Below are 24,646 nucleotides of genomic sequence, written 5' to 3' on the forward strand. Positions count from 1 at the left end.
TCTCTCCTTACTTGCCCGACTTCTTGTCACCACCGTGACCCTTGAAGGTCCGGGTGATGGCAAATTCGCCGAGCTTGTGGCCGACCATGTTCTCGTTGACGAGAACCGGGATGTGGTTCTTGCCGTTATGCACGGCAATGGTGATGCCTACCATGTCAGGCAGGATCATCGAACGGCGCGACCAGGTCTTGATCGGCTTCTTGCTGCCCGCAGCGGCCTCCACCTTCTTGACGAGGTGGTGATCGACGAACGGGCCCTTCTTGAGTGAACGTGCCATGGTCGATTAGCCCCTACGATCGCGGACGATGAACTGCTGAGTGCGCTTGTTATGGCGCGTCTTGTAACCCTTGGTCGGGACACCCCACGGGGTGACCGGATGCGGGTTACCCTGGCCGGCCTTGGCCTCACCACCACCGTGCGGGTGGTCAACCGGGTTCATGGCAGCACCACGAACGGTCGGGCGGACGCCGCGCCAGCGCTTGGCACCGGCCTTGCCCAGCTTTTCCAGGCTGTGCTCGTCGTTGCCGACTTCGCCGATGGTGGCGCAGCACTCGACCGGAACCTTACGCATTTCACCCGAGCGCAGGCGCAGGGTGGCGTAGATGCCTTCGCGGGCGACCAGCTGCACGGCAGCACCTGCAGCGCGGGCGATCTGAGCGCCCTTGCCCGGCTTCAGCTCGATGCAGTGGATGGTGGTACCGACCGGGATGTTGCGCAGCGGCAGGGTGTTGCCCGCCTTGATCGGGGCATCCGAACCAGCGATCACCTGATCACCGGCCTTCAGGCCCTTCGGGGCGATGATGTAGCGACGCTCGCCGTCGACGTAGCACAGCAGGGCGATATGGGCGGTGCGGTTCGGATCGTATTCGATGCGTTCCACGCGCGCCGGGATGCCCAGCTTGTTGCGCTTGAAGTCGATGATGCGGTAGTGCTGCTTGTGGCCACCACCGACGTGACGGGTGGTGATGCGGCCGTGGTGGTTACGACCACCCGAGCGGCTCTGCGACTCGACCAGCGCAGCGTGCGGAGCACCCTTGTGCAGGTCGGGCGTAACCACGCGCACGGCCGAACGGCGGCCGGGGGAAGTGGGCTTGAATTTCATCAATGGCATGGGATGTACCTCAGGCCTTGGCCGTTACATCGATCGACTGGCCATCGGCCAGGCGAACGTACGCCTTGCGCCAATCGCCGCGGCGGCCAGCACGGTTACGGAAGGACTTGTTCTTGCCCTTGACGTTGACCACGTTGACGGCTTCGACCTTGACGTCGAACAGCTGCTCAACCGCGGCCTTTACATCGGCCTTGGTGGCTTCGTTCGAAACTTCGAAGACATACTGGTTGGAGAGTTCCTGCAGGCGCGCGGTCTTTTCGGAGACACGCGGGGCACGCAGCACGCTGAAGATTTTTTCGTTGCTGTTCATGCCAGCCACTCCTCGACCTTCTTGACCGCGTCAGCGGTGATGACGACCGTGTCGGCACCGACCAGCGACACCGGGTCCAGGCCCTGCACGTCACGCACCTGCACGTACGGCAGATTGCGGGCGGACAGGTACAGGTGCTCGGAGGCTTCCTCGGTGACGATCAGCGGGCGCTTGCCCACTTCCAGGCCGGCCAGCTTGGCGATCAGACCCTTCGTGCTGGTCGCTTCGACATCGAAGGCCTCCACGATGGTCAGACGGCCCTGACGGTTCAGCTCGGACAGGATCGCGCACATGGCGGCACGGTACTGCTTACGATTGACCTTCTGCTCGAAGCTGCGCGGCTTGGCCGCGAAGGTGACACCGCCGCCGACGAAGATCGGAGCCGTCAGTGCGCCATGACGCGCGCCGCCGCCCTTCTGCTTCTTCGACTTCTTGGTGGTACCAGCCACTTCGGAGCGAGTCTTCTGTGCCTTGGTGCCGGCGCGACCGGCGTTGCGGTAAGCAACGACGACCTGGTGGACCAGATCTTCGCTGAAATCGCGACCGAACACGGCGTCGGAGACCGAGACCTTGTTGTTGCTACCCGTGATAACGAGTTCCATCGTCATCTCTCCTTATGCCTTGCTCGCCGGACGGACGATCACATCGCCACCCGCCGCGCCAGGAACGGCGCCGCGAACCGCAATCAGACCGCGCTCGACGTCGACCTTGACCACTTCCAGGTTCTGGGTGCTCTGCTGCACCGCGCCCATGTGGCCCGACATCTTCTTGCCCGGGAAAACGCGACCCGGGGTCTGGCGCTGACCCAGCGAACCCGGCGCGCGATGCGACAGCGAGTTACCGTGGGTTGCATCGCCCATACGGAAGTTGTGGCGCTTGATGGTGCCCTGGAAACCCTTACCCTTGGTGACACCCTGGACGTCGACGATCTGGCCGACTTCGAAGATGTCCGCCTTGACTTCGCCGCCGACGGCGAAGTCGCCGAGCTGCGCGTCTTCAACGCGGAATTCCCACAGGCCACGACCCGCTTCCACCTTCGCCTTGGCGAAGTGGCCGGCTTCCGGCTTGTTGACCAGGGCAGCGCGACGCGCGCCGACGGTCACCTGCACGGCGCTGTAGCCGTCGGTTTCGACGGTCTTGATCTGCGCGATGCGGTTCGGGGTGGCTTCGATCAGGGTCACCGGGATGGAACGACCATCTTCGGTGAACACGCGGCTCATGCCGGCCTTGCGGCCCACGAAGCCCAACGAATACTTCTTCGTCATGGTCGTAGTCCTCAGGTCAGCTTGATCTGAACGTCGACGCCGGCAGCCAGTTCGAGCTTCATCAGCGCGTCCACGGTCTTGTCATTCGGGTCAACGATATCGAGCACGCGCTTGTGCGTGCGGGTCTCGTACTGGTCACGCGCGTCCTTGTCGACGTGCGGGGAAACGAGAACGGTGTAACGCTCGATCTTGGTCGGCAGCGGGATCGGGCCACGCACTTGCGCGCCGGTCCGCTTTGCCGTTTCAACGATCTCGCTGGCCGAACGGTCGATCAGACGATGATCGAACGCTTTCAGCCGGATCCGGATCTTTTGGTCCGCCATGGCGGTAGGTTCCTTCGTTAAAAGAGCGACAGACAAAGCCTCTGGGTTGCTTTGCCCCATGAAATTCCTGCATACGGACGGCCCGCACTCCTGCAGGCCGACAAGGTCAATCCGTAGACCTCAAAAACGTAGGCAGACCAGTTTCCCGGCCTGCCCAGACATAGAAGCATAATGGCACGCCAGGCAGCTGTCAACAGTCTCCTGTTGACGCCGCCTGAATGGCCTTGACCCTTCCTGGTCCGGGGAACACAAGGCACATCCTGTGCCTGCTTTCCCATTTTGATACGCCCCGATGCCCTACCCAGGCAACATCGGGGCGCAGAGTCTAACAGATTACTTGATGATCTTCGAGACCACGCCGGCGCCGACGGTGCGGCCACCTTCGCGGATGGCGAAGCGCAGGCCTTCGTCCATCGCGACCGGGTTGATCAGGGTCACGGTCATCTTGACGTTGTCACCCGGCATCACCATTTCCACGCCTTCCGGCAGCTTGGCAGCGCCGGTGATATCGGTGGTGCGGAAGTAGAACTGCGGGCGGTAGCCGTTGAAGAACGGGGTGTGACGGCCGCCCTCGTCCTTCGACAGCACGTACACTTCGCCTTCGAACTCGGTGTGCGGGGTGATCGAACCCGGCTTGGCCAGAACCTGGCCGCGCTCGACGTCGTCACGCTTGGTGCCGCGCAGCAGCAGACCGGCGTTGTCACCTGCCTGGCCCTGGTCCAGCAGCTTGCGGAACATTTCCACGCCGGTCACGGTGGTCTTCTGGGTCGGACGGATACCGACGATTTCGATTTCGTCACCGACCTTGATCACGCCGCGCTCGATACGACCGGTCACCACGGTGCCGCGGCCCGAGATCGAGAACACGTCTTCCACCGGCATCAGGAACGGCTTGTCGATCGCACGCTCCGGCTCCGGAATCCAGGTGTCCAGCGCGTCGACCAGCTTCAGGATCGCCGGCACGCCGATCTCGCTCTGGTCGCCTTCCAGCGCCAGGCGGGCCGAACCCGAGATGATCGGGGTGTCGTCGCCCGGGAACTCGTACTTGCTCAGCAGTTCGCGCACTTCCATTTCGACCAGCTCGAGCAGCTCGGCGTCGTCGACCATGTCAGCCTTGTTCAGGAACACCACGATGTACGGCACGCCGACCTGACGCGACAGCAGGATGTGCTCGCGGGTCTGCGGCATCGGGCCGTCAGCGGCCGAGCACACCAGGATCGCGCCGTCCATCTGGGCGGCACCGGTGATCATGTTCTTGACGTAGTCAGCGTGGCCCGGGCAGTCAACGTGGGCGTAGTGACGGGTCGGGGATTCGTATTCGACGTGCGCGGTCGAGATCGTGATGCCACGAGCCTTTTCTTCCGGTGCGGCGTCGATGGCGTCATACGCCTTGAACTCGCCACCGAAGCGCTCGGCGCCGATCTTGGTCAGCGCGGCGGTCAGCGTGGTCTTGCCGTGGTCGACGTGACCGATGGTGCCGACGTTGACGTGCGGCTTGGTGCGCTCGAACTTACCCTTTGCCATTGTTATATACCTTGATTGTTCGTAAGTGGTTTCAAGAGAGGCTGAGCGAGGCTCAGCCCTTCTTCATGACGGCTTCGGCGATGTTGGTCGGAGCCGGCTCGTAGTGATCGAATTCCATGGTGAAGGTGGCGCGGCCCTGGGTCTGCGAACGCAGCGCAGTGGCGTAGCCGAACATTTCACCCAGCGGGATCATCGCGTTGATGATGCTGGCCGAACCGTCACCGGTGGTGTCGGAACCCTGCAGCACGCCGCGACGACGGCTGACGTCGCCCATCACGTCACCCTGGTAATCCTCCGGGGTCACGATCTCGACCTTCATGATCGGCTCCAGCAGCACCGGCTTGGCCTTGGCGAAGCCCTGCTTGAAGGCCATCGACGAAGCCAGCTTGAACGCCATTTCCGAGGAGTCGACGTCGTGGTACGAACCGAACACCAGCTTCACCTTGACGTCCACGACCGGGAAGCCAGCCAGCGGGCCGCTGGTGATGGTTTCGCGCAGGCCCTTCTCGACCGACGGAATGAATTCCTTCGGGATCACGCCGCCGGTGATGTCATTGATGAACAGGAAGTCGTCCTTGATGGCCGGAGCCAGCTTCGGATCGGCACGGTCTTCAGCGGTGATCGGCGACAGCTCGATCACGACGTGACCGTACTGACCCTTACCACCGGACTGCTTGGCGTGCTTGTAGTCCGACTTGACGTCGGCCAGGGTGATCGTTTCGCGGTAGGCCACCTGCGGCGCACCGACGTTGGCTTCAACGTTGAACTCGCGCTTCAGGCGGTCGACGATGATGTCCAGGTGCAGCTCGCCCATGCCGGAGATGATGGTCTGGCCGGATTCTTCGTCGGTCTTGACGCGGAACGACGGATCTTCCTGCGCCAGACGACCCAGGGCCAGACCCATCTTTTCCTGGTCCGACTTGGTCTTCGGCTCGACGGCCATCGAGATCACCGGCTCCGGGAACGTCATGCGCTCCAGGATGATCGGGGCGTCCACGGCGCACAGGGTGTCACCGGTGGTGGTGTCCTTCAGGCCCACGGCCGCAGCGATGTCACCCGCCAGAACTTCCTTGATTTCCTCGCGGTTGTTCGAGTGCATCTGCAGGATGCGGCCGATGCGCTCCTTCTTGCCCTTCACCGAGTTCAGCACGGTGTCACCACCGTTCAGCGTGCCCGAGTAGACGCGGAAGAAGGTCAGCGCGCCGACGAACGGGTCGGTGATGATCTTGAAGGCCAGCGACGAGAACGGCGCCTTGTCGTCCGACTTGCGGGTCATCTCGACGGTATCGTCGTCGACGTCCACGCCCTTCACGTCCGGCACATCGACCGGCGACGGCAGCAGCTGGATCACGCCGTCCAGCATGGCCTGCACGCCCTTGTTCTTGAACGCCGAGCCGCAGTACATCGGCACGATCTCGGTGGCCAGGGTGCGGGTACGCAGCGCGTTGATGATTTCAGCCTCGGCCAGCTCTTCGCCGCCCAGGTACTTCTCCATCAGCTCTTCGCTGGCTTCGGCAGCGGTCTCGACCATGAACTGGCGGGCTTCTTCAGCAGCCGCCTGCAGTTCAGCCGGGATGTCGCTGTACTCGAACTTCATGCCCTGCGAGGCTTCATCCCAGTGGATGGCCTTCATCTTCAGCAGGTCGACGACGCCCTTGAAGTTGTCTTCAGCGCCGATCGGCAGCTGCATCGGCACGGCAACCGCGCCCAGCTTGGCCTTCAGCTGGCCGACGACCTTCTGGAAGTTGGCACCGGTGCGGTCCATCTTGTTGACGAACGCGATGCGCGGCACGTGGTACTTGTTGGCCTGGCGCCACACGGTTTCCGACTGCGGCTGCACGCCACCGACGGCACACAGCACGAACACCGCACCGTCGAGCACGCGCAGCGAGCGCTCCACTTCGATGGTGAAGTCGACGTGCCCGGGGGTGTCGATGATGTTGAAGCGATGCTCCGGCAGGGACTTGTCCATGCCCTTCCAGAACGCGGTGGTGGCAGCGGACTGGATCGTGATGCCACGCTCCTGCTCCTGCTCCATCCAGTCCATGGTGGCGGCGCCGTCATGCACTTCACCGATCTTGTGGCTCTTGCCGGTGTAGAACAGGATGCGCTCGGACGTGGTGGTCTTGCCGGCATCGATGTGAGCCATGATGCCGAAGTTACGGTAACGCTCGATGGGAGTGGAACGGGCCACGGGGAGCCTCTCAGATTTCTTGGATTTCGGATGGCCGAACGCCGCCTTTCGGCGGCCTTCGGGTTGGCGCAGTCCTTCTGGGACCGCGAGGCAGCACCTAGGTGGTGCTGCCCTGCCTGTTTTGCAAGGCCGTCAAACTCACCAGCGGTAGTGGGCGAATGCCTTGTTGGCTTCGGCCATGCGGTGGGTTTCTTCGCGCTTCTTGATGGCGCCACCACGGTTTTCCGAGGCGTCGATCAGTTCAGCAGCCAGCTTCTTCGGCATGGTGTTCTCACCACGCTTGCGCGCGGAGTCGATCAGCCAGCGCATGGCCAGAGCCATCTTGCGCGAGGCACGCACTTCGACCGGCACCTGGTAGGTGGCACCGCCGACGCGACGCGACTTGACTTCGACCGCCGGAGCGACGTTGTCCAGCGCCTTCTGCACCAGCTCGATGGCGTTGGCGCTGCTGTTCTTCTCGGTGATCACGTCCATGGCGCCGTACACGATCTTTTCGGCGACGGACTTCTTGCCGCTCTGCATGACCATGTTGATGAAGCGGGCGATGGTTTCGCTTCCGTGCTTCGGATCGGGCAGGACGGAACGCTGCGGAGTATTACCCTTACGCGACATAGTGCTCTCTCCTTAGGCCTTCGGACGCTTGGCGCCGTACTTGGAACGGGCCTGGCGACGCTTGGCAACGCCGGCGGCGTCGAGCGAGCCACGAACGGTGTGGTAACGCACACCCGGCAGGTCCTTGACGCGACCGCCGCGGATCAGGACCACGGAGTGCTCCTGCAGGTTGTGGCCTTCACCACCGATGTAGGAAATCACTTCTTCCTGGTTGGTCAGGCGGACCTTGGCAACCTTGCGAAGGGCCGAGTTCGGCTTCTTCGGAGTGGTGGTGTAGACACGGGTGCAGACGCCACGGCGCTGCGGGCACTTGTCGAGCGCCGGCGAGGCACTCTTGTAGGTGGTCGCTTGCCGCGGCTTGCGGACCAGCTGGTTGATCGTCGCCATCAGTAGGTTCTTCTGATTGGTGGCCGGAAAATCCGGCCAGAGATGCGGAAATGTTAAAGCAGGCCAAAATTCTGGCCTGCTGAGACAGACGATTGTAGCAACCTGCCAGGAACGACGTCAAACGCGCCCTGTCAAGCCCGTCCCTGATCCCGGAACGTTACTGGGGGGCCTCCATGTACCCCGTTCAGGTTCGACCGGCCCTCCACGGATGGAGCCGCCTGCCGCTACAGCCAGGTCGGACGGCCTGCGCCGCCCTGCCCTTCAAGCCCGCCCGGGCATGTCCCCGGGCGTTACCGCAAAGGTGGGTCCGGCCTTGCGGCCGGACCGGTCACCTCATTCCTCGCCCGCAGCCTGTTCGGTCTCGGCTTCCACTGCCGGAGCCTCGACCGCCGCCGGGGTGCCGGCCAGGGTCTGCATCTCCGACTCGGTGAGGCCGGACGCGCCACGACGGCGCTGGCTGTGGTACGCCAGACCGGTACCGGCCGGAATCAGACGGCCGACGATGACGTTTTCCTTCAGGCCACGCAGGTTGTCCGAGGTGCCGCGCACGGCCGCTTCGGTCAGCACACGGGTGGTCTCCTGGAACGACGCCGCCGAGATGAACGACTCGGTGGCCAGCGAGGCCTTGGTGATGCCCAGCAGGACCGGATCGAACCGCGCCGGCAGCTCGTTGCGGGTCGACAGGCGGGCATTCTCCTCGATAACGCGCTGGCGTTCGACCTGCTCGCCGTTCAGGAACTTGCTGCTGCCCTGATCGGTGATCTCGACCTTGCGCAGCATCTGGCGGGTGATCACCTCGATGTGCTTGTCGTTGATCTTCACGCCCTGCAGGCGGTACACGTCCTGGATTTCCTTGACCAGGTAGGCCGCCAGCGGTTCGACACCCAGCAGGCGCAGGATGTCCTGCGGGCTCGGCTCGCCGTCCACGATGGTTTCACCCTTGGTGACATGCTCGCCTTCGAACACGATGACCTGGCGGTACTTCGGAATCAGCTCTTCGTGCTCCGAACCATCGGTGTCCTTGATGATCAGGCGCTGCTTGCCCTTGGTGTCCTTGCCGAAGCTGATGATGCCCGAACGCTCGGCCAGCACCGCCGGATCCTTCGGCTTGCGCGCTTCGAAGAGGTCGGCCACGCGCGGCAGACCACCGGTGATGTCGCGGGTCTTCGAGGCTTCCTGCGGGATCTTGGCGACGACGTCGCCCACGCCCACCGGGGCGCCATCCTGCAGGTTGACGATCGAGCGCGGCGGCAGCAGGTACTGCGCCGGCAGATCGGTGCCCGGGATCGACAGGTCGTTGCCCTTGGCGTCGACGATGCGCACGATCGGGCGCAGGTCCTTGGCCTGGGTACCACGACGCTTCGGATCGGTGATTTCGCGCGAGGCCAGGCCGGTCAGCTCGTCGGTCTTCTCGATGACGGTGATGCCGTCGACGAAATCGATGAAGCGGATGAAGCCGGCCACTTCCGACACGATCGGGTGGTTATGCGGATCCCAGTTGGCCACGGTCTGGCCAGCCTTGATCGCATCGCCGTCCTTGGACGTGATGGTCGCACCGTACGGCAGCTTGTAACGCTCACGCTCACGGCCGTGGGCATCGAGCACCGAGATTTCGCCCGAGCGCGACACTGCCACCAGCGAGCCGTTGGCATGCTCGACCGACTTGAGGTTGCTGAACTTGACCGAGCCGGTGGTCTTGACGGTGATGTTGTCGACCGCAGCAGCTCGCGACGCCGCACCACCGATGTGGAAGGTACGCATGGTCAGCTGGGTACCCGGCTCACCGATGGACTGGGCGGCGATGACGCCGACCGCTTCACCGATGTTGACCAGATGGCCACGGGCCAGATCGCGGCCGTAGCAGCGAGCGCAGACACCGAAGGCCGATTCGCACGAAATCGTCGAACGCACCTTGATGCTCTGCACGCCGGCATCTTCCAGCTTGGCGACCCACTGCTCGTCCAGCAGGGTGTTGCGGGTGACGATCGGATCTTCGTCGTTGCCCGGCAGGAACACGTCCTCGGCAACCACGCGACCCAGCACGCGGTCCTTCAGCGGCTCGACCACGTCACCGCCTTCCACGATCGGGGTCATGATCAGGCCTTCGGTGGTACCGCAATCCACCTCGGTGATCACCACGTCCTGCGCCACGTCGACCAGTCGACGGGTCAGGTAACCCGAGTTCGCGGTCTTCAGCGCGGTATCGGCCAGACCCTTACGGGCACCGTGGGTGGAGTTGAAGTACTCCTGCACGTTCAGGCCTTCGCGGAAGTTCGCCTTGATGGGCGTCTCGATGATCGAGCCGTCCGGGCGGGCCATCAGGCCGCGCATGCCGGCCAGCTGACGGATCTGCGCCTGGCTGCCTCGTGCACCGGAGTCGGCCATGATGTACAGCGAGTTCATCGACTTCTGATCGATGGTCTCACCCTTGGCATTGACGACCTTCTCGGTACCGATGGTGTCCATCATCGCCTTGGCGATGCGCTCGTTGGTGCGCGACCAGATGTCGACCACCTTGTTGTAGCGCTCGCCAGCGGTGACCAGACCCGACTGGTACTGCTCCTGGATTTCCAGCACTTCGGCTTCGGCCTCGGTGAGGATGCCGCGCTTCTCGTCCGGGATCAGCATGTCGTCGATACCGATCGACACGCCGGCGCGGGTTGCGTAGGCGAAGCCGGTGTACATCAGCTTGTCGGCGAACACGACCGTGTCCTTCAGACCCAGCTGACGGTAGCTGGAGTTGATCAGGCGCGAGATGTTCTTCTTGGTCAGCTCGGTGTTGGCCAGCGCGAACGGCAGGCCTTCCGGCAGGATTTCAGCCAGCAGGGCGCGACCGATCGTGGTATCCACGATCGAGGTCTTGTTCTGCTTGTTGCCTTCCTCGTCGGTCACCACTTCGGTGATGCGGACCTTGACCTTGGCGTGCAGTTCCACCACGCGGTTGTCGTAGGCGCGCTTGACTTCGGCGATGTTGGCGAAGGCCATGCCCTCGCCCTTCTTGTTCTCCAGCGAGCGGGTCATGTAGTACAGACCCAGCACGACGTCCTGCGACGGCACGATGATCGGCTCGCCGTTGGCCGGCGACAGGATGTTGTTGGTCGACATCATCAGCGCACGCGCTTCCAGCTGGGCTTCCAGCGAGAGCGGCACGTGGACGGCCATCTGGTCACCGTCGAAGTCGGCGTTGAACGCGGTGCAGACCAGCGGATGCAGCTGGATGGCCTTGCCTTCGATCAGCACCGGCTCGAACGCCTGGATGCCCAGACGGTGCAGGGTCGGCGCGCGGTTCAGCATCACCGGATGCTCGCGGATGACCTCTTCCAGGATGTCCCAGACTTCGGCTTCTTCGCGCTCGACCAGCTTCTTGGCGGCCTTGATGGTGGTGGCCAGGCCACGACGCTGCAGCTTGGCGAACACGAACGGCTTGAACAGCTCCAGCGCCATCTTCTTCGGCAGGCCGCACTGGTGCAGGCGCAGGTACGGACCGACCACGATGACCGAACGGCCCGAGTAGTCCACGCGCTTGCCCAGCAGGTTCTGACGGAAGCGACCCTGCTTGCCCTTGATCATGTCGGCCAGCGACTTCAGCGGGCGCTTGTTGGTGCCGGTGATGGCACGGCCACGGCGACCGTTGTCCAGCAGCGCATCGACCGATTCCTGCAGCATGCGCTTTTCATTGCGCACGATGATGTCCGGCGCGCTCAGTTCGAGCAGGCGGCGCAGGCGGTTGTTGCGGTTGATGACGCGGCGGTACAGGTCGTTCAGGTCGGAGGTCGCGAAGCGGCCACCGTCCAGCGGCACCAGCGGACGCAGGTCCGGCGGCAGCACCGGCAGCACGGTCATCACCATCCATTCCGGACGGTTGCCCGACTCCAGGAAGGCCTCGATCAGCTTGATGCGCTTGGTCAGTCGCTTCAGCTTGGTTTCCGAACCGGTCGCGGCGATCTCCTCGCGCAGACGGGTCATCTCCGACTGCAGGTCGATCGTGCGCAGCAGTTCGTACACGGCCTCGGCGCCCATGGCGGCGTCGAAGTCGTCACCGTGCTCCTGGCGGGCCTGCAGGTACTGTTCTTCGGTCAGCAGCTGGCGGCGCTCCAGGGCGGTCAGGCCCGGCTCGGTCACCACGTAGGCTTCGAAGTACAGCACGCGCTCGATGTCGCGCAGGGTCATGTCCAGCATCAGGCCGATGCGCGACGGCAGCGACTTGAGGAACCAGATGTGCGCGACCGGCGAGGCCAGGTCGATGTGGCCCATGCGCTCGCGGCGCACCTTGGCCAGGGTCACTTCAGTGCCGCACTTCTCGCAGACCACGCCGCGGTGCTTCATGCGCTTGTACTTGCCGCACAGGCACTCGTAGTCCTTGACCGGGCCGAAGATGGCGGCGCAGAACAGGCCGTCGCGTTCCGGCTTGAAGGTACGGTAGTTGATGGTTTCCGGCTTCTTCACTTCGCCGAAGGACCACGAGCGGATCAGGTCCGGCGAAGCCAGCGCGATCTTGATCGCGTCGAAGTCCAGCGTCTGGCGCTGCTGGTTGAAGAGATTGAGCAGGTCTTTCATGGTGTTCTCCAGAAGGAGGAATGCTGTGTCGATGGGCTTTCAGGTCACTGCCAGCGGCGCGGCGGAGAGAGCCGCCGCGCCGGCATGGATCAGTTGTCTTCCAGTTCCATGTTGATGGCCAGCGAGCGGATTTCCTTCACGAGCACGTTGAAGGATTCCGGCATGCCCGCGACCATCTCGTGCTCACCGTCGACGATGTTCTTGTACATCTGGTTGCGGCCCTGCACGTCATCGGACTTCACCGTCAGCATTTCCTGCAGGGTGTAGGCCGCGCCGTAGGCTTCCAGCGCCCAGACTTCCATTTCACCGAAGCGCTGGCCACCGAACTGCGCCTTGCCGCCCAGCGGCTGCTGGGTGACGAGCGAGTACGGACCGGTCGAACGCGCGTGCATCTTGTCGTCGACCAGGTGGTTCAGCTTCAGGTAGTGCATGTAACCCACGGTGGTGTGGCGATCGAACGCTTCACCGGTGCGGCCGTCGTACAGCTGGGTCTGGCCACTGCTCGGCAGATCGGCCAGTTCCAGCATGCGCTTGATTTCCGCTTCGGTGGCACCGTCGAACACCGGGGTGGCCATCGGCACGCCGTCGGTGAGGTTACGGGCCAGGCGCAGCAGCTCCTCGTCGCTGAACTGCGACAGGTCGACACGGTTGGCCACGTTGGTGTCATCGTGGTTGTAGATGTCGTCCAGGAACCGGCGCAGGTCGGCAACGGCCGCCTGGGCTTCCAGCATTGCCTGAATCTTGCGGCCCAGGCCCTTGGCGGCCCAGCCCAGGTGCACTTCCAGGATCTGGCCGATGTTCATACGCGACGGCACGCCCAGCGGGTTCAGCACGATGTCCACGGTTTCGCCCGAGGCCATGTACGGCATGTCCTCGACCGGCACCACGTTGGACACCACGCCCTTGTTGCCGTGGCGACCCGCCATCTTGTCGCCCGGCTGGATGCGGCGCTTCACGGCCAGGAACACCTTGACCATCTTCAGCACGCCCGGAGCCAGGTCGTCGCCTGCGGTGATCTTGCCGCGCTTGTCGGCGAAGCGACGCTCGAATTCCTTCTCGTGCGCCTGGATCTGCTTCTGGGCGCGCTCGATGGCTTCCGAAGCGTCCTCGTCCTTCATGCGCAGCACGAACCAGTCAGCCTTCTTCAGGCCGTCCAGGTACGCGTCGGTGATGACGTCACCCTTCTTCAGGCCGGCACCGCCGTTGACCACCTTGCCGACGATCTGCGAACGCAGACGCATGTAGATGGCGGCTTCCAGGATGCGGAACTGGTCGTCGAAGTCCTTCTTGACGCGCTTGATCTCCGACTCTTCGATCTGGCGCGCACGCTTGTCCTTCTCGATGCCGTCGCGGGTGAAGACCTGCACGTCGATGACGGTGCCGTCCATGCCCGGCGGAACGCGCAGCGAGCTGTCCTTAACGTCCGAAGCCTTCTCGCCGAAGATCGCGCGCAGCAGCTTCTCTTCCGGGGTCAGCTGGCTCTCGCCCTTCGGCGTGACCTTGCCGACCAGGATGTCGCCGGCGCGGACTTCCGCACCGATGTACACCACGCCGCTCTCGTCCAGGCGGTTCAGCGCCTGCTCGGAAACGTTCGGGATGTCAGCGGAGATTTCCTCCGGCCCCAGCTTGGTGTCGCGCGCGACGCAGGTCAGCTCTTCGATGTGGATCGTGGTGTAGCGATCCTCTTCCACCACGCGCTCGGAGAGCAGGATGGAGTCTTCGAAGTTGTAGCCGTTCCACGGCATGAACGCGATCAGCATGTTCTGGCCCAGGGCCAGTTCGCCGATGTCGGTGGACGGACCGTCGGCCAGCACGTCGCCGCGGGCGATGACGTCACCCACCTGGACCAGCGGACGCTGGTTGATGCAGGTGTTCTGGTTGGAACGGGTGTACTTGACCAGGTTGTAGATGTCGACGCCGGCGTCGGTGGCACCGACGATCTCTTCCTCGACCACCTTGACCACGATGCGGGCAGCGTCGATCTGCACGATCTCACCGCCACGACGGGCGTTCACGGTCACACCGGAGTCACGCGCCACGGCGCGCTCGATGCCGGTGCCGACCAGCGGCTTCTGCGAACGCAGGGTCGGCACGGCCTGACGCTGCATGTTCGCGCCCATCAGTGCGCGGTTGGCGTCATCGTGCTCCAGGAACGGCACCAGCGCGGCCGCGATCGACACGGTCTGCATCGGCGAGACGTCCATGAAGTGGACCTCCGCCGGCGGCTTCAGCAGCGACTCGCCCTGGTAGCGGCACGGCACGAACTGCTCGGTCAGCATGCTCTTGGCATCGGTCAGGGCGTTGGCCTGGGCGATGACGTACTCGTTTTCCTCGATCGCCGACAGGAACTCGATCTCGTCGGAGACCTTGCCGTCCACGACCTTGCGGTACGGGGTCTCGAGGAAACCGTACTGGTTGGTGCGGGCGTACACGGCCAGCGAGTTGATCAGACCGATGTTCGGGCCTTCCGGCGTTTCGATGGTGCAGACGCGGCCGTAGTGGGTCGGGTGCACGTCGCGCACTTCGAAGCCGGCGCGCTCACGGGTCAGGCCGCCCGGGCCCAGGGCCGAGACGCGACGCTTGTGGGTCACTTCCGACAGCGGGTTGTTCTGATCCATGAACTGCGACAGCTGCGAGGAGCCGAAGAACTCCTTGATGGCGGCAGCGACCGGCTTGGCGTTGATCAGTTCCTGCGGCGTCAGGCCTTCGGACTCGGCCATCGACAGGCGTTCCTTGACCGCGCGCTCGACGCGGACCAGGCCGACGCGGAACACGTTCTCGGCCATTTCACCGACCGAACGCACGCGACGGTTGCCCAGGTGATCGATGTCGTCGACCACGCCGCGACCATTGCGGATCTCGGTCAGGACCTTGATCACGTCCAGGATGTCGGAGCTGTCGCCATGGGCAGCGACCAGGCGCTTGGACTCTTCGTCGTTGCGCTCACCGAAGTACTTGCTGTCGTACAGCACGGCTTCGCCGGTGGTTTCCTTGCGGCCCACGCGACGGTTGAACTTCATGCGGCCGACCGCGGACAGGTCGTAGCGCTCGAAGGTGAAGAACAGGTTGTGGAACAGGTTCTGCGCGGCGTCCTTGGTCGGCGGCTCGCCCGGACGCATCATGCGGTAGATCTCGACCAGTGCTTCCAGCTGGGTCTTGGTCGGATCGATGCGCAGGGTGTTGGACAGGTACGGACCACGATCCAGGTCGTTCACCCACAGGGTACCGACCGCATCGACGCCTGCCTTGCGGAAGTTCTGCAGCTGCTCTTCGCTGATCTCGTCATTGGCCTGGGCCAGCAGTTCGCCGGTCGAGGCATCAACCACGTCGTGCGACAGGATGCGGCCGACCAGGTAGTCGTCCGGCACGGCCAGGGCCGCAATGCCCGAGGCTTCCAGCTGCTTGATGTGGCGCGCGGTGATGCGCTTGCCGGCTTCCACGATGACCTTGTCGCCGTCGGCGAGGTCGAAGCCCAGGGTTTCGCCACGCAGGCGCTCCGGCACCAGCTCCAGCTGGACGCCTTCATCCGGGTTGATGTGGAAGGTGTTGATCTCGAAGAACTCGGCCAGCATCTCTTCGTTGCTGTAGCCAAGCGCGCGCAGCAGGATCGACACCGGCAGCTTGCGGCGGCGGTCGATACGGGTGAACAGCGCGTCCTTCGGGTCGAACTCGAAGTCCAGCCAGGAACCGCGGTAGGGGATGATGCGGGCGCTGTACAACAGCTTGCCCGAGCTGTGGGTCTTGCCGCGGTCGTGGTCGAAGAACACGCCCGGCGAGCGGTGCAGCTGCGAGACGATGACGCGCTCGGTGCCGTTGACGATGAAGGTGCCGTTCTCGGTCATCAGCGGGATTTCGCCCAGATAGACCTCCTGCTCCTTCACGTACTTGATGGCCTTGGTCGACGACTCGCGGTCGTAGATCACCAGGCGCACGGTCACGCGCAGCGGAGCGCCGTAGCTCATGCCGCGCTGGCGGCATTCACGTTCGTCGAAGACCGGCTCGCCCAGCTTGTAGCCGACGTACTCCAGGGCGGCATTGCCGCTGTAGCTGGCGATCGGGAAGACCGACTTCAGCGCGGCGTGCAGGCCATGATCGGCACGCTTGGCCGGATCGATGTTCTCCTGCAGGAAATCACGGTAGGAATCCACCTGGATCGCGAGCAGGAACGGCACTTCGAGAATCGAGCGCTGCTTGCCGAAATCCTTGCGGATACGCTTCTTTTCGGTGAACGAATAGGACGTCATGAGGTCTTCCACCTTGTTGTGCGGGCCGTGCGTCCACGACCCTGAAGGGAACTTTGAAATTGTCAGTTGGAAGTCGCTGGTATTGCCGGCACCAGCACGCCTTCTCCCGCTACTTCCAACTGCCAACTCGTCTGCATCTACTTCCCTGCTGCCGCGCGATGCGCGGGCGTGCCGGGATTTGACCGCAGCCCGTGTTGGGCTTTCTACCGCCTGATTCCACCCGCGCAGTACGCGGGCCTGCAACAACGACCAAAGGCCGGGGGCTTACGCCCCCAGCCTTGGCTGCATCGCCGAGAATCGATGACGATGCAAAGGAAGTGCTTACTTGACTTCGACAGTCGCGCCAGCAGCTTCCAGGTCCTTCTTCATCTTCTCGGCGTCGTCCTTCGAAGCGCCTTCCTTCAGGACGCCACCGGCTTCGGCCAGGTCCTTCGCTTCCTTCAGGCCCAGGCCGGTGATGGCGCGGACGGCCTTGATGACTTCGACCTTCTTCTCGCCGGCCGACTTCAGGGTGACGGTGAACTCGGTCTGCTCTTCAACAGCAGCGGCCGGGCCAGCGGCAGCAGCCACGGCAACCGGAGCAGCGGCGGAGACGCCGAACTTCTCTTCGATGGCCTTGACCAGCTCCATCACTTCCATCAGGGACTTCTCGGCGATGGCGTCGACGATCTGTTCGTTGGTAAGGGACATGATTAATACCTTTGGATGATTTTCTGGGTTGAGGTTCCGTCAGGAACCACGGTAAGTCGAAACTCAGGCGGTCTCGGCGGCCGGCTCGGCAGCGGCGGTTTCGCCACCACCCTGCTTCTCGCCAACAGCCTTGATGGCGCGGGCGAACATCGTGACCGGCTCGGTCAGGACGCGGGCCAGCATGGCCAGGGCCTGATCGCGGGTCGGCAGCGAGGCCAGCACGTCGACGTGGCTTGCCGGGAACACTTCGCCACCGATGGCGACGACCTTAGCCTTCAGCTTGTCGTTGCCCTTGGCGGCTTCCTTGATCAGGCGACCGGCAGCGCCGGGCTCCTCGAGCGAGAACGCGTACAGCAGCGGACCAACCATCTGGTCCTGGGCCACGGCGAACTCGGTGCCTTCAACGGCGCGCGAAGCCAGGGTGTTCTTGACAACCTTCAAGAAAACACCGGTTTCACGAGCCTGCTTGCGCATCGCGGTCATCTGGGCGACCGTGGTGCCAGCGTATTCGGCTGCGATCAAGGAGTGGGCCTTGGCGGCGACGTCTGCCAGCTCGGCGACTACTTCTTGCTTCTGGGACAGATTGAGAGCCATTGCACTCCTCCAATTGAACTCCGCTTACGGCTCCTGCCGTGTGCGGTCCTGTGCGGCATCCGTCCTGGACGCCGGGAACACCAGGATGATGTTCCGGGGGGGTGGGCCGTTCTAGACCTGGAGTGGGCCAACCTGGGAAACCCAGACGTGCGTGAACCAGAAAAACTCCAGAAGGGCACCATCTACGCAGGGTGATTCCGGGGAATCGATTAAGCGTTCATGACTGTTCCGGCGGCGACTCCCTGCCATATCGAGCTTCCGTGCCCGTCGCCGGCCCTGCCACGACCGCGCCTGCGGTCTTTGACGGCTACCGCAGGCGGTGGGCTGCCTGCGATGCCTTCAAATGTCACGGTCACGGCACCCGAAAGTACCGTGACCGCTTGAAACAATTACTTCAGGGTCAGCGACGACTGGTCGACGGTGACGCCCGGGCCCATCGTCGAGCTGACCGAAACCTTCTGCAGGTAGGTGCCCTTCGAGGTGGCCGGCTTGGCCTTGATCAGGTCCAGCAGCAGCGCGGTCAGGTTCGACTTCAGCGCGTCTTCGGCGAAGTCGGCCTTGCCGATGGTGCAGTGGATGATGCCAGCCTTGTCGGTGCGGTAACGGACCTGGCCCGACTTGGCGTTCTTCACGGCTTCACCCGGGTTCGGGGAAACGGTGCCGACCTTCGGGTTCGGCATCAGGCCGCGCGGGCCCAGCACGGTGCCCAGCTTACCGACAACGCGCATGGCGTCCGGGGTCGCGATGACGACGTCGTAGTTCAGATCGCCGGCCTGCATCTTCTCGGCCAGGTCATCCATGCCGACGGCTTCGGCGCCAGCGGCCAGGGCTTCATCAGCCTTGGCACCGGCCGGAGCGAACACGGCAACGCGGACCGACTTGCCGGTACCGGCCGGCAGGACGGTGGAGCCACGGACCTGCTGGTCGGACTTCTTCGCGTCGACGCCCAGGCGCACAGCAACGTCGATCGACTCGACGAACTTGGCCTTGGTGGCGCTCTTCAGGATGTTGATCGCGTCCTCGAAGGCGTAAGCCTTGCCCGGAACGACGGCGGCCTTGATGGCCTTCTCACGCTTGGTCTGTGCCATCTTCTTAACCCTCCACCACGAGGCCCATGGAACGGGCAGAGCCAGCGATGGTACGCACGGCGGCGTCCAGGTCGGCGGCAGTCAGATCCGGTTCCTTCGCCTTGGCGATCTCTTCCAGCTGCTTACGGGTGACCTTGCCGACCTTCTCGGTGTTCGGGCGCTTGGAGCCCGACGAGATGCCAGCGGCCTTCTTCAGCAGGGTGGTGGCCGGGGTGCTCTTGGTGATGAAGGTGAACGTACGGTCCGAGTAGGCCGTGATGATCACCGGAACCGGCAGACCCGGCTCGAGCTTCTGCGTGGCAGCGTTGAACGCCTTGCAGAATTCCATGATGTTCAGGCCGCGCTGACCCAGCGCAGGACCGACCGGCGGCGAGGGGTTGGCCTGACCGGCCTTCACCTGCAGCTTGATGTAACCGACAACTTTCTTTGCCATGTGAGTACTCTCCGGGTGCTAGCGCCTTTCGACAACAGGCTCCCCATCGGACCGGGAATCACGCGTCCCGGCATCGCGTTTTGAAATCATGCCGAAGGCCACCTTTCGGCGGCCTCGTCCTGCTGGCTTCCCAGCGGGGAGCCGCGCACTATATCAGATTTTGGGCGCCCTGTCTGAACAGGGAGGGCGACCTGAAGGCTGCCAGCCCGTGGCCGGCAGCATCACCGGGCATCAGCCGGTCTGCTTCTCGACCTGGCCGAACTCGAGCTCGACCGGGGTGGCACGACCGAAGATCAGCACCGAGACGCGCAGACGGCTCTTCTCGTAGTTGACTTCTTCGACCACACCATTGAAATCGTTGAACGGGCCATCGGTGACGCGGACCATCTGGCCCGGCTCGAACAGCACCTTCGGACGCGGCTTCTCGACACCTTCCTGAACGCGGTTCAGGATGGACTCGGCTTCGGAATCGGCGATCGGCAGCGGACGATCGGCGGTACCGCCGATGAAGCCCATCACGCGCGGGGTTTCCTTGACCAGGTGCCAGCTTTCGTTGTCGATGCGCGGAATACCGGCCTCTTCGTGGGTCTCGATCTGGACCAGCACGTAACCCGGGAAGAACTTGCGCTCGGACCGGCGCTTCTGGCCGGCGCGCATCTCGATCACTTCCTCGGTCGGAACCAGGACGTCGCCGAAGCGCTCTTCCATGCCATCACGGACGATGCGATCACGCAGAGCCTGCGCCACCGACTTCTCGAAGCCCGAATAGGCGTGAACGACGTACCAACGCTTCATGCAATTCTCCTTAGCGGCTCAGGAACCACTGAGTCAGTTTCTGGATCAGGAAGTCGAAGCCACCCAGCAGCAGGCTGAGGATGAGCACCACGACAATCACGACCCAGGTCATGCGAACGGCTTCCTGGCGCGTCGGCCAGACCACCTTGCGCAGTTCGAAGCGCGACTCGGAGAGGAATTCGCGGGTGTCGCGCCCCTTGCCGGTCAGCATGAACACGCCGATACCGCCAACCAGACCGACCACGACCGCCAACGCACGCAGCTGACCCGCCCACGCGCCCAGCTGGGCGGCGCGACCGGAGTCGGCGGAGAACCAGAACCAGACGAACAGACCCGCCAGCACCAGCAGGGATGCGGCAACGTACTTGACGATATCTCCACCGCTGGCGGAGGTGTCCTTGGAATGTTCGATCTTGCTATTCATCCGGTGTGTCTGCTTTAGCGGCAAGAGCCGCTGGATAAGGTGGGCAGATGGCACGCCAGGAGGGACTCGAACCCCCAACCTGCGGTTTTGGAGACCGCTGCTCTGCCAATTGAGCTACTGGCGTACGTTTTGAAACTTGCCTTCCCTTAGACGGCGAAGGCGGACCGAGGTTCCCGGCCCGCCACTCGCGCGACCGGCAGCGCTATGCAACCGCCGGTACTGCAGGCTTACTTGATGATCTTCGAGACCACGCCGGCGCCGACGGTGCGGCCACCTTCGCGGATGGCGAAGCGCAGGCCTTCGTCCATCGCGACCGGGTTGATCAGGGTCACGGTCATCTTGACGTTGTCACCCGGCATCACCATTTCCACGCCTTCCGGCAGCTTGGCAGCGCCGGTGATATCGGTGGTGCGGAAGTAGAACTGCGGGCGGTAGCCGTTGAAGAACGGGGTGTGACGGCCGCCCTCGTCCTTCGACAGCACGTACACTTCGCCTTCGAACTCGGTGTGCGGGGTGATCGAACCCGGCTTGGCCAGAACCTGGCCGCGCTCGACGTCGTCACGCTTGGTGCCGCGCAGCAGCAGACCGGCGTTGTCACCTGCCTGGCCCTGGTCCAGCAGCTTGCGGAACATTTCCACGCCGGTCACGGTGGTCTTCTGGGTCGGACGGATACCGACGATTTCGATTTCGTCACCGACCTTGATCACGCCGCGCTCGATACGACCGGTCACCACGGTGCCGCGGCCCGAGATCGAGAACACGTCTTCCACCGGCATCAGGAACGGCTTGTCGATCGCACGCTCCGGCTCCGGAATCCAGGTGTCCAGCGCGTCGACCAGCTTCAGGATCGCCGGCACGCCGATCTCGCTCTGGTCGCCTTCCAGCGCCAGGCGGGCCGAACCCGAGATGATCGGGGTGTCGTCGCCCGGGAACTCGTACTTGCTCAGCAGTTCGCGCACTTCCATTTCGACCAGCTCGAGCAGCTCGGCGTCGTCGACCATGTCAGCCTTGTTCAGGAACACCACGATGTACGGCACGCCGACCTGACGCGACAGCAGGATGTGCTCGCGGGTCTGCGGCATCGGGCCGTCAGCGGCCGAGCACACCAGGATCGCGCCGTCCATCTGGGCGGCACCGGTGATCATGTTCTTGACGTAGTCAGCGTGGCCCGGGCAGTCAACGTGGGCGTAGTGACGGGTCGGGGATTCGTATTCGACGTGCGCGGTCGAGATCGTGATGCCACGAGCCTTTTCTTCCGGTGCGGCGTCGATGGCGTCATACGCCTTGAACTCGCCACCGAAGCGCTCGGCGCCGATCTTGGTCAGCGCGGCGGTCAGCGTGGTCTTGCCGTGGTCGACGTGACCGATGGTGCCGACGTTGACGTGCGGCTTGGTGCGCTCGAACTTACCCTTGGCCATGGCTGCTTATCTCGAATTCGTCTGGTGTGGTGCTGAAGATGGTGCTCACGAAAGGAATCGAACCTTCGACCTCTTCCTTACCAAGGAAGTGCTCTACCGACTGAGCTACGTGAGCGAGTTTTGCATTATGGCATGAACTCGATAATATTCAAAGTTCATTCAATGGAGCGGGAGACGGGAATCGAACCCGCACCATCAGCTTGGAAGGCTGAGGTTCTACCATTGAACTACTCCCGCACCGGGAAGTGCCACAACGTGAAGCTGGTGGAGGGAGGTGGATTCGAACCACCGAAGGCGTAAGCCAGCAGATTTACAGTCTGCCCCCGTTGGCCGCTTGGGTATCCCTCCGTTTCAACCCCATCCCGTGCCGCCGAAGCGTTGCGGTGTGTGGTGGTGAGCCCGCAATTCTGGAGATGAAGCGGGGGCCTGTCAACGCTTTTTTTCACTTTTTTTCACATGCGTCGCAAACCCTTTGATACGCAAGCCTATTGCCCGGGCAGTGCCAAGGCCTCGTCGGCGAAGATCGCCACATGCGGAACGCCGTCGGCACCGATCCAGCCGCGGTACATGCCCTGCGTGTTGAACGGCGTGGCCGCTTTTCCATCGGCGGAGAGCACGATCGCACCGCCATCCCCACCCATCTGCGGAATCGCCTCGTTGATCACGCCCCTGCCCGCCTCCGCCGGCGACTGGCCCTGGTAGCGGATACGCGCGCAGATCTCGTGCGCGGCAGCGGTGCGGATGTAGTACTCGCCCCACCCGGTCCCCGACACCGCACAGCGTGCATCGGCCCAGGTGCCGGCGCCGATGATCGGCGAATCGCCGACACGCCCGTAGCGCTTGTTGGTCATTCCTCCGGTGGAGGTCCCCGCTGCCAGGCGCCCCTGCGCATCCAGCGCAACCGCACCGACCGTGCCGAAGTGCCGGGCCGTTTCCAGGTCGGCGTGGGCCTGGCCGCCGGCCTCCTCCTTCAGTGCGCGCTGCAGCTGCTGCCAGCGCTTGTCGGTGCGGAAGTACGAAGGATCGACCAGGGTCATGCCCTGCTCGACGGCGAACGCCTCAGCGCCCTGCCCGACCATCATCACGTGTTTCGATTCCTGCATCACGGCCGTTGCCAGCAGGATCGGGTTGCGTACGCGCTGCACGCCGGCCACCGCGCCGGCAGCCTGGGTGGCGCCATCCATCACGGCCGCGTCCAGCTCGTTGCGCCCGTCGTGGGTGAACACCGCGCCTTTGCCGGCATTGAACGTGGGATCGTCCTCGAGAACGGTGATCGCTGCGGTGACCGCCGCCAGTGCAGGGCGACCGGCTGCCAGCTCGGCATGCCCCTTCAGCAGCGCCGCACGGAGTGCCGCACGTGCCGCCTTCTCCTCGGCGGCGGACAGATCCTTGCGCTCGACGCCGGCACCGCCATGGATGACCAGCAGGGGCGACGCATCCGGCGCAGCATGGGCGAGCAACGGCAGGGACAGCAGCGCAGACAGCGCCAGATGAAGCTTCATCGATATCTCCGGAAATGGAAGCGATGGCATCGAGCAGGCTCGACGAGATGCCCGAAGGGAAGCGCCGGCGCGCGGCCGGCAGCAGCGGTCAGCGACGGATCAGTTCAATCCGGCCACCGTCAACATCGACCGCTGCGTGATAGTCGGCGTCGGCCTGGAAGTCGTCCAGCCGCATGCGGCCACCGCTTGCCACCACGGTAACCGGCACAGCATGGAAACGCAGCGGTTCGCCCTGCGTCAGCCGGTCCGCGCCACGGCCCGGGCGGACCACCCAGACCCTGCCATGACCATCGGCGCTGTAGACCTGCGCGCGTCCGTCAGGCTCCACGCACAGCGCGGTGTCTTCGTCCACGCCGATGCCGATCATGTCCGGGTCGCCACTGTCCTGCGCGGCACGGGCAACGAACACGATCAGGCGACCGAGACGATCACGCCGGTCGAAGTGGGTGTCGGTGACCACCCGCTGCAGATAGGGCATCTGCAGGAAGCCACTGTCCATCGTCACCGCGCTGCCCATCGGGTCGGCCAGCGCGGCGGCGGAGGTGACGCTGCCACCGTCAAGCGCGCCGTAGGCATAGCCACCGAGGATCGCCAATCCGGCACTGGTGCCGGCGATCGGTTTGCCGGCACGGACGTGGGCATTGAGCGCGCGGTTGAGTGCGGTCCCCTTCCAGAAGCGGATGTAGCGCGACTGGTCGCCGCCGGCGATGAAGATGGCGTCGGCCGCGGCCACCACCCGCAGTACGGCCGGGTCGTCGGCGCCACGACGGCTGTCGAACACCAGGGTCTGCACGGCGGTGGTGCCGCCGATGTCATGGTGCAGACGCTCCTGCAGCTCGTCGCTGCCGGAGGCGCGCAGGATCAGCACGCGGCCATTGCCGGCCTGCTTCAACCACCACTGGAACGCCTCCGGCACCCACTCTCCGCCGCCCATCAGCATCATCGCCGGCGCCCTCGGCCCCGGTCGCGGGGCATCGAGATCGCCGGTCTCGTAATAGGCGAATCCCGGCCCCTGCAGGTCCTGCGCGGACGCGGCCAGCGGCGAGCCCAGGAGAACCAGCACTGCCAGGCCGGCAAGCACGTGACGCAGCCTTCGATGGAACCGTCGCATCTTGATCTCCCTGAACAGAAACGACCTGCAAGCGTTTTCACTCTTTGCCAGATGGGTCATCAGT

General features: G+C 63.9%; 21 protein-coding genes and 4 tRNA genes. All 25 read right to left on the reverse strand.

Annotation, left to right across the window (positions count from 1 at the left end; translation table 11 throughout):
* Positions 1-7: 7 nt before the first annotated feature.
* Positions 8-277 carry a 30S ribosomal protein S19 gene (rpsS, locus tag ABE543_RS08940; RefSeq protein ID WP_005415413.1) on the reverse strand — a complete coding sequence of 90 codons (270 nt, stop codon included), beginning with the start codon at positions 275-277 and terminating at the stop codon, positions 8-10.
* Between the two features lie 6 nt (positions 278-283).
* Positions 284-1,111: a 50S ribosomal protein L2 gene (gene rplB / locus ABE543_RS08945; RefSeq protein ID WP_053519741.1), complete on the reverse strand. Its 828-nt coding sequence runs from the start codon at positions 1,109-1,111 to the stop codon at positions 284-286.
* Positions 1,112-1,121: 10 nt separating this feature from the next.
* Complete coding sequence (gene rplW / locus ABE543_RS08950; protein WP_004145338.1) at positions 1,122-1,421, reverse strand: 50S ribosomal protein L23; 300 nt, start codon at positions 1,419-1,421, stop codon at positions 1,122-1,124.
* On the reverse strand, positions 1,418-2,023 hold the full coding sequence (gene rplD, locus ABE543_RS08955) for a 50S ribosomal protein L4 (protein WP_053519740.1): 606 nt from the start codon (positions 2,021-2,023) through the stop codon (positions 1,418-1,420). Before rplD ends, rplW begins: the two co-directional genes overlap by 4 nt.
* 12 nt (positions 2,024-2,035) lie before the next feature.
* On the reverse strand, positions 2,036-2,686 hold the full coding sequence (rplC, locus tag ABE543_RS08960) for a 50S ribosomal protein L3 (RefSeq protein ID WP_004145336.1): 651 nt from the start codon (positions 2,684-2,686) through the stop codon (positions 2,036-2,038).
* An 11-nt stretch (positions 2,687-2,697) separates the two neighbouring features.
* Positions 2,698-3,009 (reverse strand): 30S ribosomal protein S10, encoded by a 312-nt coding sequence (gene rpsJ / locus ABE543_RS08965; RefSeq protein ID WP_005408208.1) that lies wholly within the window; start codon positions 3,007-3,009, stop codon positions 2,698-2,700.
* 333 nt (positions 3,010-3,342) lie between these two features.
* On the reverse strand, positions 3,343-4,533 hold the full coding sequence (gene tuf / locus ABE543_RS08970) for an elongation factor Tu (RefSeq protein WP_065176003.1): 1,191 nt from the start codon (positions 4,531-4,533) through the stop codon (positions 3,343-3,345).
* 52 nt (positions 4,534-4,585) lie between these two features.
* On the reverse strand, positions 4,586-6,727 hold the full coding sequence (gene fusA / locus ABE543_RS08975) for an elongation factor G (RefSeq protein ID WP_049470847.1): 2,142 nt from the start codon (positions 6,725-6,727) through the stop codon (positions 4,586-4,588).
* Positions 6,728-6,865: 138 nt separating this feature from the next.
* Positions 6,866-7,339 (reverse strand): 30S ribosomal protein S7, encoded by a 474-nt coding sequence (gene rpsG, locus ABE543_RS08980; protein ID WP_053519957.1) that lies wholly within the window; start codon positions 7,337-7,339, stop codon positions 6,866-6,868.
* A gap of 12 nt (positions 7,340-7,351) precedes the next feature.
* A complete protein-coding gene (gene rpsL, locus ABE543_RS08985; protein WP_004145320.1) occupies positions 7,352-7,726 on the reverse strand; it encodes a 30S ribosomal protein S12 in 375 nt (124 codons plus the stop codon).
* A gap of 333 nt (positions 7,727-8,059) precedes the next feature.
* Positions 8,060-12,283 (reverse strand): DNA-directed RNA polymerase subunit beta', encoded by a 4,224-nt coding sequence (rpoC, locus tag ABE543_RS08990; protein WP_053519956.1) that lies wholly within the window; start codon positions 12,281-12,283, stop codon positions 8,060-8,062.
* A gap of 89 nt (positions 12,284-12,372) precedes the next feature.
* The gene (gene rpoB, locus ABE543_RS08995; RefSeq protein WP_053519955.1) at positions 12,373-16,527 is read right to left on the reverse strand and encodes a DNA-directed RNA polymerase subunit beta; all 4,155 of its coding nucleotides are present in this window, start codon (positions 16,525-16,527) and stop codon (positions 12,373-12,375) included.
* A gap of 321 nt (positions 16,528-16,848) precedes the next feature.
* Positions 16,849-17,217, reverse strand: coding sequence for a 50S ribosomal protein L7/L12 (rplL, locus tag ABE543_RS09000; protein ID WP_053519954.1), 369 nt, complete (start codon positions 17,215-17,217; stop codon positions 16,849-16,851).
* A 63-nt stretch (positions 17,218-17,280) separates the two neighbouring features.
* Positions 17,281-17,811, reverse strand: coding sequence for a 50S ribosomal protein L10 (gene rplJ / locus ABE543_RS09005; protein ID WP_053519953.1), 531 nt, complete (start codon positions 17,809-17,811; stop codon positions 17,281-17,283).
* A 389-nt stretch (positions 17,812-18,200) separates the two neighbouring features.
* On the reverse strand, positions 18,201-18,899 hold the full coding sequence (rplA, locus tag ABE543_RS09010) for a 50S ribosomal protein L1 (protein ID WP_004154350.1): 699 nt from the start codon (positions 18,897-18,899) through the stop codon (positions 18,201-18,203).
* Between the two features lie 4 nt (positions 18,900-18,903).
* The gene (gene rplK / locus ABE543_RS09015; protein ID WP_004145248.1) at positions 18,904-19,332 is read right to left on the reverse strand and encodes a 50S ribosomal protein L11; all 429 of its coding nucleotides are present in this window, start codon (positions 19,330-19,332) and stop codon (positions 18,904-18,906) included.
* 231 nt (positions 19,333-19,563) lie between these two features.
* The gene (gene nusG / locus ABE543_RS09020; protein ID WP_053519952.1) at positions 19,564-20,127 is read right to left on the reverse strand and encodes a transcription termination/antitermination protein NusG; all 564 of its coding nucleotides are present in this window, start codon (positions 20,125-20,127) and stop codon (positions 19,564-19,566) included.
* A gap of 10 nt (positions 20,128-20,137) precedes the next feature.
* The gene (gene secE, locus ABE543_RS09025) at positions 20,138-20,551 is read right to left on the reverse strand and encodes a preprotein translocase subunit SecE (RefSeq protein WP_053519951.1); all 414 of its coding nucleotides are present in this window, start codon (positions 20,549-20,551) and stop codon (positions 20,138-20,140) included.
* A gap of 48 nt (positions 20,552-20,599) precedes the next feature.
* A tRNA-Trp gene (locus ABE543_RS09030) sits at positions 20,600-20,675 on the reverse strand.
* A gap of 103 nt (positions 20,676-20,778) precedes the next feature.
* Complete coding sequence (gene tuf / locus ABE543_RS09035; protein WP_065176003.1) at positions 20,779-21,969, reverse strand: elongation factor Tu; 1,191 nt, start codon at positions 21,967-21,969, stop codon at positions 20,779-20,781.
* A gap of 39 nt (positions 21,970-22,008) precedes the next feature.
* Positions 22,009-22,084, reverse strand: a tRNA-Thr gene (locus ABE543_RS09040).
* Between the two features lie 48 nt (positions 22,085-22,132).
* Positions 22,133-22,206: transfer RNA gene (locus tag ABE543_RS09045), tRNA-Gly, on the reverse strand.
* Between the two features lie 25 nt (positions 22,207-22,231).
* A tRNA-Tyr gene (locus ABE543_RS09050) sits at positions 22,232-22,317 on the reverse strand.
* Between the two features lie 137 nt (positions 22,318-22,454).
* Positions 22,455-23,471 carry an isoaspartyl peptidase/L-asparaginase gene (locus tag ABE543_RS09055; RefSeq protein WP_065182867.1) on the reverse strand — a complete coding sequence of 339 codons (1,017 nt, stop codon included), beginning with the start codon at positions 23,469-23,471 and terminating at the stop codon, positions 22,455-22,457.
* Positions 23,472-23,559: 88 nt separating this feature from the next.
* The gene (locus ABE543_RS09060) at positions 23,560-24,582 is read right to left on the reverse strand and encodes a cyanophycinase (protein WP_053520321.1); all 1,023 of its coding nucleotides are present in this window, start codon (positions 24,580-24,582) and stop codon (positions 23,560-23,562) included.
* Positions 24,583-24,646: the final 64 nt, after the last annotated feature.

Origin of the sequence: Stenotrophomonas sp. TWI169, assembly GCF_039674705.1 — a bacterium.
Lineage (GTDB): Bacteria > Pseudomonadota > Gammaproteobacteria > Xanthomonadales > Xanthomonadaceae > Stenotrophomonas > Stenotrophomonas maltophilia_P.

What these genes read in the sequence shown, in the direction of transcription:
- rplL (WP_053519954.1), bottom strand. Translation starts at nt 17,217, where the DNA reads ATGTCCCTTACCAACGAACAGATCGTCGACGCCATCGCCGAGAAGTCC.
- rpsS (WP_005415413.1), bottom strand. Translation starts at nt 277, where the DNA reads ATGGCACGTTCACTCAAGAAGGGCCCGTTCGTCGATCACCACCTCGTC.
- rpsG (WP_053519957.1), bottom strand. Translation starts at nt 7,339, where the DNA reads ATGTCGCGTAAGGGTAATACTCCGCAGCGTTCCGTCCTGCCCGATCCG.
- rplA (WP_004154350.1), bottom strand. Translation starts at nt 18,899, where the DNA reads ATGGCACAGACCAAGCGTGAGAAGGCCATCAAGGCCGCCGTCGTTCCG.
- nusG (WP_053519952.1), bottom strand. Translation starts at nt 20,127, where the DNA reads ATGAAGCGTTGGTACGTCGTTCACGCCTATTCGGGCTTCGAGAAGTCG.
- rplW (WP_004145338.1), bottom strand. Translation starts at nt 1,421, where the DNA reads ATGAACAGCAACGAAAAAATCTTCAGCGTGCTGCGTGCCCCGCGTGTC.
- rplB (WP_053519741.1), bottom strand. Translation starts at nt 1,111, where the DNA reads ATGCCATTGATGAAATTCAAGCCCACTTCCCCCGGCCGCCGTTCGGCC.
- rplK (WP_004145248.1), bottom strand. Translation starts at nt 19,332, where the DNA reads ATGGCAAAGAAAGTTGTCGGTTACATCAAGCTGCAGGTGAAGGCCGGT.
- ABE543_RS09060 (WP_053520321.1), bottom strand. Translation starts at nt 24,582, where the DNA reads ATGCGACGGTTCCATCGAAGGCTGCGTCACGTGCTTGCCGGCCTGGCA.
- rplC (WP_004145336.1), bottom strand. Translation starts at nt 2,686, where the DNA reads ATGACGAAGAAGTATTCGTTGGGCTTCGTGGGCCGCAAGGCCGGCATG.
- tuf (WP_065176003.1), bottom strand. Translation starts at nt 4,533, where the DNA reads ATGGCAAAGGGTAAGTTCGAGCGCACCAAGCCGCACGTCAACGTCGGC.
- rplD (WP_053519740.1), bottom strand. Translation starts at nt 2,023, where the DNA reads ATGGAACTCGTTATCACGGGTAGCAACAACAAGGTCTCGGTCTCCGAC.
- rpoB (WP_053519955.1), bottom strand. Translation starts at nt 16,527, where the DNA reads ATGACGTCCTATTCGTTCACCGAAAAGAAGCGTATCCGCAAGGATTTC.
- rpsL (WP_004145320.1), bottom strand. Translation starts at nt 7,726, where the DNA reads ATGGCGACGATCAACCAGCTGGTCCGCAAGCCGCGGCAAGCGACCACC.
- rplJ (WP_053519953.1), bottom strand. Translation starts at nt 17,811, where the DNA reads ATGGCTCTCAATCTGTCCCAGAAGCAAGAAGTAGTCGCCGAGCTGGCA.
- rpoC (WP_053519956.1), bottom strand. Translation starts at nt 12,283, where the DNA reads ATGAAAGACCTGCTCAATCTCTTCAACCAGCAGCGCCAGACGCTGGAC.
- rpsJ (WP_005408208.1), bottom strand. Translation starts at nt 3,009, where the DNA reads ATGGCGGACCAAAAGATCCGGATCCGGCTGAAAGCGTTCGATCATCGT.
- secE (WP_053519951.1), bottom strand. Translation starts at nt 20,551, where the DNA reads ATGAATAGCAAGATCGAACATTCCAAGGACACCTCCGCCAGCGGTGGA.
- tuf (WP_065176003.1), bottom strand. Translation starts at nt 21,969, where the DNA reads ATGGCCAAGGGTAAGTTCGAGCGCACCAAGCCGCACGTCAACGTCGGC.
- ABE543_RS09055 (WP_065182867.1), bottom strand. Translation starts at nt 23,471, where the DNA reads ATGAAGCTTCATCTGGCGCTGTCTGCGCTGCTGTCCCTGCCGTTGCTC.